10 protein-coding genes are annotated in these 13568 nt (G+C 36.6%); 4 read left to right on the top strand and 6 right to left on the bottom strand.

Annotated features, from left to right (window positions below):
- The first annotated feature begins 79 nt into the window (after positions 1-79).
- A complete protein-coding gene (locus RTY06_RS05165) occupies positions 80-1057 on the top strand; it encodes an FAD:protein FMN transferase (protein ID WP_312823319.1) in 978 nt (325 codons plus the stop codon).
- Positions 1058-1121: 64 nt separating this feature from the next.
- Here RTY06_RS05165 and RTY06_RS05160 read toward each other — a convergent pair whose 3' ends face one another.
- From RTY06_RS05160 to rpsL, 6 genes are all read right to left on the bottom strand, one after another.
- The gene (locus RTY06_RS05160; RefSeq protein ID WP_312823318.1) at positions 1122-3395 is read right to left on the bottom strand and encodes a TonB-dependent siderophore receptor; all 2274 of its coding nucleotides are present in this window, start codon (positions 3393-3395) and stop codon (positions 1122-1124) included.
- 85 nt (positions 3396-3480) lie between these two features.
- Complete coding sequence (locus RTY06_RS05155) at positions 3481-3918, bottom strand: low affinity iron permease family protein (RefSeq protein WP_312823316.1); 438 nt, start codon at positions 3916-3918, stop codon at positions 3481-3483.
- Between the two features lie 252 nt (positions 3919-4170).
- A complete protein-coding gene (rpsJ, locus tag RTY06_RS05150) occupies positions 4171-4476 on the bottom strand; it encodes a 30S ribosomal protein S10 (protein ID WP_002661363.1) in 306 nt (101 codons plus the stop codon).
- A gap of 17 nt (positions 4477-4493) precedes the next feature.
- Positions 4494-6611, bottom strand: coding sequence for an elongation factor G (fusA, locus tag RTY06_RS05145; protein WP_312823314.1), 2118 nt, complete (start codon positions 6609-6611; stop codon positions 4494-4496).
- 6 nt (positions 6612-6617) lie between these two features.
- Positions 6618-7094, bottom strand: a complete 477-nt coding sequence (rpsG, locus tag RTY06_RS05140) for a 30S ribosomal protein S7 (protein ID WP_027371737.1) — start codon at positions 7092-7094, stop codon at positions 6618-6620.
- A 23-nt stretch (positions 7095-7117) separates the two neighbouring features.
- Positions 7118-7528, bottom strand: a complete 411-nt coding sequence (gene rpsL / locus RTY06_RS05135) for a 30S ribosomal protein S12 (protein WP_312823312.1) — start codon at positions 7526-7528, stop codon at positions 7118-7120.
- A gap of 201 nt (positions 7529-7729) precedes the next feature.
- Here rpsL and RTY06_RS05130 point away from each other — a divergent pair, with 201 nt between their 5' ends.
- The 3 genes from RTY06_RS05130 (at position 7730) to RTY06_RS05120 (ending at position 13555) form a co-directional block, all read left to right on the top strand.
- Complete coding sequence (locus RTY06_RS05130; RefSeq protein ID WP_312823310.1) at positions 7730-8206, top strand: Dps family protein; 477 nt, start codon at positions 7730-7732, stop codon at positions 8204-8206.
- Positions 8207-8361: 155 nt separating this feature from the next.
- Positions 8362-9996 (top strand): leucine-rich repeat domain-containing protein, encoded by a 1635-nt coding sequence (locus RTY06_RS05125; RefSeq protein ID WP_312823308.1) that lies wholly within the window; start codon positions 8362-8364, stop codon positions 9994-9996.
- Positions 9997-10207: 211 nt separating this feature from the next.
- A complete protein-coding gene (locus RTY06_RS05120; RefSeq protein ID WP_312823306.1) occupies positions 10208-13555 on the top strand; it encodes a methylmalonyl-CoA mutase family protein in 3348 nt (1115 codons plus the stop codon).
- Positions 13556-13568: the final 13 nt, after the last annotated feature.

Below are 13568 nucleotides of genomic sequence, written 5' to 3'. Positions count from 1 at the left end.
TCCAAAGTCTTAAGATTGAATTCCTTCGGAGCTCGTTGTTAATTTCAAGATTATCCAAAACCCGCTTATCTTTGTCCGTATGAAAAACAACATTGCAAAAGTATTTTTAATAATCCTATTCGGTATTTCATCAATGGCTTTGGCGCAAGTTCAGAGGATTAGAACCTTGAACTTGATGGGTAGTCAATTCGAGATTACGGTGGTTGAAAAAGACTTTATATCTGCAGAACAAGCCATTGATAAAGCCATTACCGAAATCACCCGAATAGAAAATCTCATCTCCGAGTGGCGACCGGAAACACCAATCTCACAAGTCAACCGCAATGCTGGCATCCAACCTGTGAAAGTAGATCAAGAAGTCATCGACCTTACCAAATTGGCACTCCAATTCTCAAGATTGACCGATGGGGCTTTTGATATTAGTATTGTGGCAATGGACAAAATCTGGAAATTCGATGATACAATGGAAACCTTGCCCAATGCTGAGGCGATCCAATCTTCTATCCGAAATGTCGGTTATCAAAACATCGAAATCGACAGCATCAACTCTACTCTATTCTTAAAAAAGAAAGGTATGAAAATCGGTTTTGGATCCATTGGAAAAGGTTATGCTGCAGACCGCGCCAGAACACTTCTGAAGCAGGCTGGTGTTTTGGGCGGCATCATCAATGCTTCTGGCGATATCTCTACATGGGGAACTCAACCCAATGGAGATGCTTGGGCAATTGGGGTAAACAATCCTTTCCGTAACGGCAAAGTGGCAGCTGTGATTCAGAAAAAAACAGAGATGTCTATGACCACATCGGGTAATTATGAAAAGTTTGTCGAGATCAATGGGAAACGCTATTCTCATATCATCAATCCCAAAACAGGGATACCTTCTACTGGATTGACCAGCGTGACCATCATTGGTCCAGATGCAACTACCGCCAATGGTTTCAGTACTTCATTAATGGTTTTGGGAAAGAAAAAAGGCAAGAAATTGATGAAACAATTCCCCGAATACAGCTATGTTTTGATTACCGACAAAGGCAACATTATTAGAAGCTTAAAATAAAGAAAGATTATCATTGCGATAATCTTTCTTTTACTATATAAAATTGATTGGTGTTCTTAAAATGTCAGAACTTGTAACTGATCTGAGCAGCAAAGTTTCTTGGCCGTATCTGATCGATATAACCGCCTCGGAAATAAGAACTATATCCAACGGTATCAAAGATATTATTGAAGAATACTCTTAGTCCAATTCCGTTTTTCAGGCTATAACCCACTTGTGCATCAACAGTTGTGTATTCTGGCATATCGAATGGTTGTACTCCCGGAGCAACACTGTTAATATGTCCTGCGGTGAATGTTTTCTGAGTCCACTCATCCACCGGACGTTTTCCTACATAATAAATTCCGGCTCCAATGTCAAGTCTATCCAATAGACCTTGATTAAATTTATAATTCAACCAACCGTTTGCTGTGTGCTTCGGCGTGTTCATAGGCGCTGAACCATTGACGTAAGAAGGACTGTTTTGATATTGAGCATCTACATACGCCCAACCAGCCATTATCTGTAAGTTAGGAAAAATCCTTCCGATTGCTTCAACCTCCATTCCTTTTCTTCTTAGATTTCCAGCAATTCCGTATAGGATATTCTTGTTGGCATCCTGAACTGGATTATAATTGGAATCTAAAATTTGGAAAGAAAGATTATCTGAGTTAATATCAAATAATGTAACGTTAAATCTTAGTTTCTCATTAAACCAATCCGATTTGATTCCCGCTTCCCATTGTTTTGTATGAGACGCTCCTACGTTTCCACCTGCCTGCAAAATCTGATTCACAGAACGAAGGGATGTAGTGGTGGTGTAAGAACCAAATACATTGATGTTTTCTACCGGAGAAACAATCAGACCAAACTGAGGATTCCAAGTATCAACAATTCTACTGCTAGAACCACTCAATCTACTATATCTTAATCCCAAATGCGCTTTTACATATTTCCCAAAAGACATCACGTCTTGTGCTAATGCACCAATACTAGGTGTCAAAATAGGATTAGATCTTCCAAGACTCTCGTAAACAACATTCACGGGCAAAGTATTAGAAATAGAACCATTAACCACATCAAATGTATCTAATGGATTAGCTGCATACGTTACCGAACCAGTAGGCGTATTAACAGTTCTTGATCTCGCGGTGATTAAGTTAGCATCAGAAATTGAGTTTTTATAGGCATTATAATTAATTGCTGACGTTTCAGTTTCTCTCCAATCAAATCCAACTTGGAAAGTGTGGTTGATAAAGCCTGTTTTAATATCCTGTCCAATGAAGTCTAACTGCAAAACTCTGTTAATATCTTCACTTTCAGATTTACCGATAATTCTTTGTCTGATGTTATAATCCTTACCGCCTTGTGGTAAAGAAACCGAAGAACTTTCAGAATCTGAATTACTATTCGAACTAATAAAAGCAACTCTAGCTTTTAATTTATCTGTAAGTTTTCTCGTAGCTGTCGTTGCAAAGTTAAAAGTCTCTGTTTTTGAATAATCTGAAGAATAACCTAGAAACTTACCTTTTGGCATATGATACAATGCTTCTACATTACCTGGAGCCGTATTGATTGTTCCTCTGTCCGGCGTTCTATTATCATTTAGATAATCCATTTCAACATTAATCTCCGTTTTATCATCTGGACGATAAGTAATGGATGGATTAACATAAATTCTTTCTCCCTGTACGTGACTTCTGAAAGAATTGTTATTCTGATAAGCAGCATTTAATCTAACCGCTACTTTTCCTTCAGAATCTAAAACTCTTTGGAAGTCTAAAGTTGGACGATAAAAATCCCAACTTCCGTATCTGAAACCTACACTAGTTTGATTGATGAACTGTGGTCTTTTCGTCACCACATTAATAACGCCTCCAGCAGAACCAAGACCGTTACCAATACCTTGGCTAACTGCAGCCGAACCTTTGATAACCTGAATACTTTCTACGCCTTGCATATCTGTAATCATCCCAGCCGTACGGAAATCTGAATCTAACTGTACCCCATTTTTAAGAACGGGAACACCTCTATAACCACGGATTGACATACTCTCGCTTCCGCCACCATAGCTCGAAAACAAAGTGACACCCGGAACGTTTTTAGCAACATCTGTAACAGTAAGACCTCCCAATTGTTCAATCACTTTATGAGAAACTACCGAAATACTTTGTATCTGATCTCTTGTCTTAAGCGGTAATCTCGTAATCGCTTCTAGACCTTGAGGTTGCTTTTTCTTTTCACCGAAAAGTTCTACTTCTTCAATTTCTTTTTCTTTTTTGAGAGTATCTTTCACTTGCTGGGCATTTGCAAAAATAACCCCGAGTACTACAGATGAGACTGCTAACGTTTTCTTCATTGTTTAAATTTGAAGCAAAAATATTATTTTTATTAATTCTAAATAACATTTTTACATTGACAAATCTCAGTTTTCTTAAAAAAAGTTAATTTTCTAATTTGCTATTATGTTTTTTCACCGCTGCATCTATGGAGTAGCATTTATGAAAATTACCTTCTTGCTTAGACAACTCCGCAATTTTAACAAAATATTGATGAAGCTGATCTAGTTCTTTCTCCGTAAGATCCTCAATATCTACCATCCGATTGCTGGCTTGTTTGCTTGCTGCAATCAATTCGTTGAGTTTTAATTGAATAGCTTTACTATCCTTATTTTGAGCTTTTTGGATTAAGAAAACCATCAAGAATGTAATAATTGTTGTCCCTGTATTAATCACCAATTGCCAAGTTTCTGAATAATTGAAAACAGGACCAGAAATTGTCCAAATCAATACAATAAGGACAGCGCTTATAAATGCATAAGAACTGCCTGTAAAATTAGTAGCCCAATTGGAGAATCTTTCGAAGAGATTATTGTTTTTCATATGAAAATATTTGAAGAACTGAAGTTAATATTAAAAAAGAAAAGATTGATAAAATAGAAGTATGTTTCAATCAATTTTGTAATAACTAATTATATTTTTATAAACTTAATTGAGGATGTTTATCAATTATACTCTAATCAATTCGTTTATCTCAGCTTCAATTCTCCAAATATAATATTATCATATTTAAAAAAAAATCCCTCTTCTTTCGAAAAGGGATTTGTATAATATGATAAGCCAAAGGCTCTATTATCACACTTTAATTTCTACGTCAACTCCTGAAGGAAGTTCTAATTTCATTAGAGCATCAACAGTTTTAGAAGAAGAAGAGTAAATATCCATTAGTCTCTTGTGAGCTGAAAGTTGGAACTGCTCTCTTGCTTTCTTGTTTACGTGCGGAGATCTCAACACTGTGAAGATTCTCTTGTTCGTTGGCAATGGAATTGGTCCGTTTACAACAGCACCAGTAGCCTTTACCGTTTTTACGATTTTCTCAGCAGACTTGTCTACCAAGTTGTAATCGTAAGATTTTAATTTTATTCTGATTCTTTGTGACATTTCTTGTACTTTAAAAATTAACCTTTTGCTTTAGCAATGATATCTTCAGCAACGTTTTGCGGAGTAGCTTGATACTTCTCTAATTCCATAGAAGAAGTAGCTCTTCCTGATGAAAGTGTTCTTAGAGTAGTAACATAACCAAACATTTCAGACAATGGAACTGAACCTTTGATAACAACGGCACCGTTCTTCTCTTCTTGTCCACTGATTGTACCTCTTCTCTTGTTAAGGTCACCAATGATGTTACCCATATATTCTTCTGGAGTTACAACCTCCAATTTCATAATAGGCTCCATGATTACTGGTTTAGCAGCTTTACCAGCTTCTTTGAAACCAAGCTTAGCAGCTAATTCAAAAGAAAGTGCATCAGAATCCACTGCGTGGAAAGATCCATCTTTAAGAGTAACTTTAATTCCTTCAACTTCGAAACCAGCCAATGGACCGTTTTTCATTGCAGCTTTAAAGCCTTTTTCAATTGCAGGAACAAATTCCTTAGGAACGTTACCACCTTTGATCTCATTGATGAATTCTAAACCAACTTTACCTTCGTCTGCAGGTCCTAGTTCAAATACGATATCAGCAAATTTACCTTTACCACCAGACTGCTTTTTGTAAACCTCTCTGTGGCTAGCAACTTTTGTTAAGTTTTCTTTGTACTCTACCTGAGGTTGTCCTTGGTTTACTTCAACCTTGAACTCTCTTCTCATACGGTCAACAATGATATCTAAGTGAAGCTCACCCATACCAGAGATAATCGTTTGTCCAGAAGCCTCGTCAGTTCTTACAGTAAATGTAGGATCTTCTTCAGCCAATTTAGCTAGAGCGTTACCCATTTTATCCTGGTCAGCTTTAGTTTTAGGCTCAACAGCGATACCAATTACAGGATCAGGGAAAACCATCGATTCTAGAACGATTGGGTTTTTCTCGTCACACATTGTATCACCAGTTTTGATAGATTTGAAACCTACAGCAGCTCCAATATCACCAGCTTCAATATATTCTACTGGGTTTTGCTTGTTAGCGTGCATCTGATAGATTCTAGAGATTCTTTCTTTATCTCCTGAACGCGTGTTCAAGATATAAGAACCTGCATCTAGTCTTCCAGAGTATGCTCTGAAGAATGCTAATCTTCCTACGAAAGGATCGGTAGCAATCTTAAATGCTAATGCAGAGAAAGGCTCGTCTACAGATGGTTTTCTTGTGATTTCAGCATCAGTTCTTGGGTCAGTACCTTTGATATCATCTTTATCCAATGGAGAAGGCAAGTATTTACATACTGCATCCAACATAAACTGTACTCCTTTGTTCTTGAATGAAGAACCACAAGTCATTGGGATAATAGATAAATCGATAGTAGCAGCTCTCAATGCAGCATTAATTTCTTCTTCTGTAATTGAATCCGGATCTTCGAAGAATTTCTCCATCAAAGTTTCGTCATATTCAGAAACAGCTTCTACTAATTTTTCTCTGTATTCAAGAACTTCATCTTTCATATCGTCTGGAATTGGAACTACCTCGAAAGTAGCACCTTGTCCAGCCTCATCCCAGATGATTGCTCTGTTTTTAATTAAGTCAACAACACCTTTGAAATCCTCTTCAGAACCGATTGGTAAAACGATTGGAACTGCGTTTGATCCTAACATAGTCTTAACCTGGTTTACCACGTTAAGGAAGTCAGCACCTTGTCTGTCCATTTTGTTTACGAATCCCATTCTTGCAACTTTGTAGTTGTCAGCAAGTCTCCAGTTTGTTTCAGACTGAGGCTCTACTCCATCTACTGCAGAGAAAAGGAATACCAATCCATCCAATACTCTAAGAGATCTGTTTACTTCTACGGTGAAGTCAACGTGTCCCGGTGTATCGATGATGTTAAAGTGGTAAGGTTTAGTTTCAGGTAATTTTTTACCTTGGTCTGTTGGAAAGTTCCAAGAACAAGTAGTTGCAGCAGAAGTAATAGTAATACCTCTTTCAGCTTCCTGCTCCATCCAGTCCATTGTAGAAGCACCATCGTGAACTTCTCCAATTTTGTGGTTTACACCTGTATAGAATAAAATCCTTTCTGTAGTGGTAGTTTTACCTGCATCAATGTGCGCAGCAATACCAATATTTCTTGTAAATTTAAGATCTCTACCCATTTCAGATTAGAATTTAAAGTGTGAAAACGCTTTGTTAGCTTCCGCCATTTTGTGAGTATCAGTTTTCTTTTTGAAAGCTGCACCTTCTTCTCTTGAAGCTGCTACAACTTCGTTAGCTAATTTCAAAGCCATTGACTTATCATTTCTCTTTTTAGAGTAGCTAATTAACCATTTCATAGCCATAGAAATTTTTCTATCAGCTCTGATTGGCATCGGAATCTGGAAGTTTGCTCCACCTACTCTTCTAGAACGTACTTCTACGTGAGGCATAACGTTTGTTAATGCATCTTTCCAGATTTCAAGGGCAGTCTTTTCAGTTTCTCCTTTTTTAGTTTCTACGATATCTAATGCATCATAGAATATTTTGAATGCGATTGACTTCTTACCGTCAAGCATCAAGTTGTTTACGAATCTAGTTACCAATTGATCATTAAACTTTGGATCTGGTAACAACGGTCTTTTTTTCGCTTTTGTCTTTCTCATTGTTTCTGTACCTTATTTAATGATTACTTTTTCTTACCTTTAGCTGGTGCAGCTGCTTGACCTGGTTTTGGTCTCTTAGCTCCGTACTTAGATCTTCTTTGTGTTCTTCCGTTCACCCCAGCTGTATCCAACGCACCTCTTACGATGTGGTATCTTACACCTGGTAAATCTTTAACTCTCCCCCCGCGTACCAATACTATCGAGTGCTCTTGAAGATTATGTCCTTCACCTGGGATATAGGCGTTAACTTCTTTACCGTTTGAAAGTCTTACCCTTGCAACTTTTCTAAGTGCAGAGTTAGGTTTCTTAGGTGTGGTAGTATATACTCTCGTACATACACCTCGTCTTTGTGGACAAGAATCAAGGGCAGCCGATTTACTCTTCTTGGTAAGTGCGACTCTTCCTTTTCTAACTAATTGTTGAATAGTAGGCATTTAATTGCTTTTTATTTTAGGGTGCAAAAATATGAATAATTTTTTAATCTACAAGTAGTTAGAGAAAAATAATTAATGATAGAATTTTTCAATCTGTTGCTTGTGATATTTTAATCAAATTGAGCTCAGAAAAAACATTTTTGGAGAGATTATTGATGATAACTTGATAACTTATTTTAAAATCAATTAAACTTAATTATAATGAAAAATGCCACATTAATCGGACTAAAAGAAGCCGATTGTAAAAACATTTCTGAAAAACTCAACATCCTTTTAGCCAACTATTCTGTTTTCTATCAGAACACAAGAGGTTCCCATTGGAATATAAAAGGTGAACAATTTTTCACACTTCATCCAAAATTCGAGGAACTATATAATAGTCTTGTATTGAAAATAGACGAGATTGCTGAAAGAATTTTAACATTGGGTGCAATTCCTGCTCACAATTATTCAGATTATTTGAAAGTTTCTACCATCAAGGAAAGTAAGGAAGTAAGTGACGGAAATAAGAGTGTAGAGATCATTCTTAATTCATTCAAGGTTGTGATTGATCTTCAAAGAGAATTACTAGACATAACAGACAAAGCCGGAGATGAAGGAACCAATTCTCAAATGAGCGACTACATCACAGAACAGGAAAAAGAGGTTTGGATGTATAATTCTTATCTTGGTAAGTAAAAAAATAAAATATCAATAATAAAATCCAGTTTCTCAAAGCTGGATTTTATTTTTATTAATCTAAATCATTACAATTAAAATAATCATTAATTTTTCAAAAAACAAACAAACTAGTTCGATTATCCATTATATTTGCCCTTTAATCTTATATACATTTGAAAAAAATTTTATTCTTTTTATTGATTTCAAATTTCATATTTGCACAATGGAGTATTTCTAATGCAGAAAGGAGTGCGCTTATCAACATTTACAATTCCACAAATGGGGAAAACTGGAACAGAAGCTGGGATCTAGAAAAAGACCCAAGAAACTGGTTTGGTGTTTCCGTCAAAAATGGAGCTGTCATAGAACTAAACCTTTCTGGAAATGCTCTCAGCGGAACTTTCCCAACTTATATAGGCTCTTTTCCAAAGCTAGCCAAACTAGACTTAAGTAATAATAAGCTAACTGGCGAAGTTGCAATGGGACTTTCTTCTCTAAGTCTATTGACAAAATTAGATATCAGTAATAATAGATTGGAAGGCAATCCTACAATTGCATTATCTGGGCTTTTTAATTTGGAAGATCTTGGCCTAGGCGGAAACAAGTTTACAATTCCTGATGTGAATGGGCTACTTCAGAATTTCAACAACATCCGAATTTTAAATGCCGCAGATCTAGACTTGTCCAATATCCCTTCAAAAATTTTCACTTTTAACAATCTCGAAACATTAATATTAGACAACAATCAAATTCCTAACAGTTCTTATGGGAATCTTTCTGGACTGCCTAGATTAACAACCATATCACTTGCAGGAACTGGCTTAAGTCAAATTCCAACTCAAGTTTCACAAAGCACACAGATCAAAAGCCTTAATCTAAGTAACAATAATATAACGGAGCTTAATACATCTGGTCTTTCAACACTTACAAATCTAGAGTGGTTATCTTTGGAAAATAATCAACTATCTCAGATTCCAACACAAATTGCCTCGCTTAAGAAACTCAAAACCCTTAATCTCGGAAGAAATAAAATTAGTGGAAGTCTAGCAACCATAGCTAAGTTATCAGAACTTCAGCAGTTATTCCTTAATAACAATCAACTTTCTGGCAATTTTCCATCCATTTTACTAGGAATGCCAAAACTATTAATGGTAAACCTGAATAGCAACCAACTCACTGGTGAGCTTCCCGATCAATTGCCTGCAATTACCCATATTAGCAACAATAGATTTTCTAAAACAGATTTAGAAAATTACATCGTAGATTTTACTGAGCGAACAGATTTCAACTACTCACCTCAGCGTTATGACAGCGAAAAAGAAGTATTAGCTGCATTAGGTCAACAAGCAAAACTAGACCAATCTCTTTCTGGCAGCAATTATACTTTCACATGGTACAAAAATCTGGATCAGAAGACCAATGTAACTTCTACAGATCTTAATTTTAGTAATGTAGAAGAATCAGATTATGCAACTTACACGGTAGAGGCTTATACTTATTCAGTTTTGGATAATAATGTTGTTTTCGATTTATCATTATTCAGAGAACCTATCTCTTTGGTTAAAGTTCTTGGAATAGCAGAAACAGCAAAATATTTCAACATTTACCCAAATCCCACTTCAGATTACCTCAACATTGTAAGTACAAGGTATGATATTCAGAAAGTTCACATTTACGATTTGAGTGGAAAACAAATGTTATCAGAAACCAAATCCAAAATCGACGTTTCCAAACTTCCAAGCGGTGTTTACATGTTAATAATCAAAACACAGGAAGGAAACAAGAATTTCAAATTTATCAAGCAATAATTTTTTTAGGAGCTTAATCCCGCTTTCCGCTCATACTCCTCGCTCAGCCACATCTTCCAATGCTTGCTGTGGGGTAACCGCTACAATCAGGGCTATGAAGTTAAGTCTTCAAATTTAGATTCAGCAAAAATCTATTATCTATCGGTCTATCATCTTGCGCCTATTTCCCATTTCAAAAAAAATTTTATCTTTGGAAACATCGATTTAAGAAATGGAAAATCAAAGATATACTCCTAAAAACAAAGTAAGAATCGTGACAGCTGCATCGTTATTCGACGGTCATGATGCTGCGATTAATATTATGCGTCGTGTAATTCAGGGAACAGGATGCGAAGTTATCCACCTTGGTCACGACAAATCTGCTGAAGAAGTTGTTAACACAGCCATTCAGGAAGATGCGAATGCGATTGCCCTAACTTCTTACCAAGGCGGCCACAACGAATATTTCAAATATATCTACGACCTTTTAAGAGAGAAAAACTCTCCGCAAATTAAAATTTTTGGCGGCGGCGGCGGTGTCATCCTGCCTGAAGAAATCGAAGATATCATGTCTTACGGAATCGACAGAATCTATTCTCCGGACGACGGCCGTGAGCTTGGCTTACAGGGAATGATTGACGATCTGGTAAAAAGATCCGATTTCGCAACAGGAAAAGAAGTAACTGCTGAAGATTTAGATTCAATCAGTTTTGAAAATTCTACAAGTATTGCTAAAATCATTTCAGCAGTTGAAAACTTCTCAGAAGAAAAACCTGAGTTAGTTGCTGCAATCGACGAAAAATCAAAAGACTTAAATATTCCAATTATCGGTATCACAGGTACAGGTGGAGCGGGAAAATCTTCATTAACAGACGAATTGGTAAGACGTCTCATTCGTTCAAATCCGGATAAAAAAATTGCTATCATTTCAATTGACCCTTCTAAAAAGAAAACCGGAGGTGCGCTTTTGGGAGACAGAATTCGTATGAATGCAATCAATGATCCAAGAGTTTATATGCGTTCGATGGCAACGAGAGAAAATAACGTTTCTGTTTCTCCGTTCATCCATTCTGCTTTGAATGTGTTGAAATTGGCTCATCCAGATGTTATCATTCTTGAGACTTCAGGTATCGGACAATCCGGTTCGGAAGTTTCTGATTTTGCTGATGTTTCAATGTACGTGATGACTCCTGAATACGGAGCTTCAACACAGTTGGAGAAGATTGACATGTTAGATTATGCAGATTTAGTTGCTTTAAATAAATCTGACAAAAGAGGAGCACTTGATGCCCTTCAAGCGGTTAGAAAACAGTTCCAGAGAAACCATTTATTATGGGAACAGCCATTGGACGAAATGCCTGTTTATGCAACAAAAGCATCACAGTTCAACGATCACGGAACAACAGAATTGTACAACAGATTAGTTTCTAAAGTCAACGATAAATTTGCTGATTTAAATCTACTAGGTTTTGTTGAACAGGAAATTACAGACGAAGTAACAATTATTCCTCCAAAAAGAGTTCGTTACCTTTCTGAAATCGTTGAAAACAACAAACAATACGACGCTAATATTGAAAAACAAGCTGAATTAGCAAGAACAATGTATCATATTGATGGTGTTAAAAAAATCATCTCCAACGAAACTTTAGATGCAGAATATCAAAAAGCAGAAAAAGAACTTCAACAAGAAAACATAGACTTCTTAAAAACTTGGGATGATACAAAAAAAGCTTTCCACGAAGAATTCTATTCATACTTTGTAAGAGGAAAAGAGATTAAAGTTGAAACCTCAACAGAATCTTTATCTCATTTAAGAATTCCAAAAATTGCTTTACCAAAATACAATGATTGGGGTGATTTAATTAAATGGAAAGGTCAGGAAAATCTTCCCGGAGGATTTCCTTACACGGCAGGAATTTACCCTTTTAAAAGAACAGGAGAAGACCCAACGCGAATGTTCGCCGGAGAAGGAGGCCCTGAAAGAACCAACAGAAGATTCCACTACGTTTCTGCGGAAATGGACGCAAAGCGTCTTTCGACAGCCTTTGATAGTGTTACATTATATGGTCAGGATCCTGCTCTTCCACCAGATATTTACGGAAAAATTGGAAATGCGGGAGTTTCGATTGCAACCTTAGATGATGCGAAAAAATTATATTCAGGATTTGATTTGGTGAATGCATTGACTTCGGTTTCAATGACTATCAATGGTCCGGCTCCGATGTTGTTGGCTTTCTTTATGAATGCTGCCATCGATCAAAATGTTGAAAAATATATTGCTGAACATAATCTTGAGGCTAAAGTTGAAGAAGTTTTAAAAGCAAAATTCGACGATAAAGGTTTAGCAAGACCGAAATATAACGGAGAACTTCCTCCTTCCAATAATGGTTTAGGTTTAAAATTATTAGGAATTACAGGAGATGAAGTAATTCCTGCGGAAGCTTATGCAGAAATTAAAGCTAAAACCATCGCAACCGTTCGTGGAACCGTTCAGGCTGATATTTTAAAAGAAGACCAAGCTCAAAACACTTGTATTTTCTCAACTGAATTTGCCTTGAGATTGATGGGTGACGTTCAGGAATATTTCATCAAAGAAAAAGTAAGAAACTTCTACTCTGTTTCAATTTCAGGATATCACATCGCAGAAGCTGGAGCAAATCCGGTTTCTCAGTTGGCATTTACGTTGGCAAATGGCTTCACGTATGTTGAATATTATTTGTCAAGAGGAATGGATATCAATGATTTTGCACCGAACTTATCATTCTTCTTCTCCAACGGTATCGACCCTGAATATTCAGTGATCGGACGTGTTGCAAGAAGAATCTGGGCAAAAGCTATGAAGTTAAAATATGGCGCTGACGAAAGAAGCCAGATGTTGAAATACCACATCCAAACTTCAGGTCGTTCACTTCACGCTCAGGAGATTGATTTTAATGATATCAGAACAACGCTTCAGGCACTTTACGCAATTTACGACAACTGTAATTCTCTTCACACAAACGCTTATGACGAGGCAATTACGACTCCAACTGAGCAATCTGTAAGAAGAGCGATGGCGATTCAGTTGATTATTAATAAAGAATTAGGTTTAGCGAAAAACGAAAATCCGTTTCAAGGTTCATTTATTATTGAAGAATTGACTGATTTGGTGGAAGAAGCCGTTTATACAGAATTCGACAGAATCACAGAAAGAGGTGGTGTTCTTGGAGCGATGGAAACGATGTACCAACGTTCAAAAATTCAGGAAGAATCGATGCATTACGAATGGTTGAAACACACTGGAGAATATCCAATCATTGGAGTAAATACTTTCTTAGGAAAAGATGGTTCGCCGACGGTTCGTCCGGGAGAAGTTATCCGTTCGACTGAGGAAGAGAAACAGTTCCAGATTGAAATGCTTCATAATTTCCAGAATTCTAATGAAGATAAATCTGCAGAAGCTTTGAAAACTTTACAACACGCAGCAATTAATCAACAAAACTTATTTGAAGTGATGATGGATGCAGTGAAATACTGTTCGCTTGGACAGATTACCAATGCTTTGTTTGAAGTTGGTGGTAAATACAGAAGAAATATGTAGTTCGTAGCCGGAC

It is taken from the genome of Epilithonimonas sp. (assembly GCF_032055105.1).
Taxonomy (GTDB): domain Bacteria; phylum Bacteroidota; class Bacteroidia; order Flavobacteriales; family Weeksellaceae; genus Epilithonimonas.
Note: the sequence above shows the minus strand (reverse complement) of the source record. Positions and strands in the feature narration are given on the sequence as shown.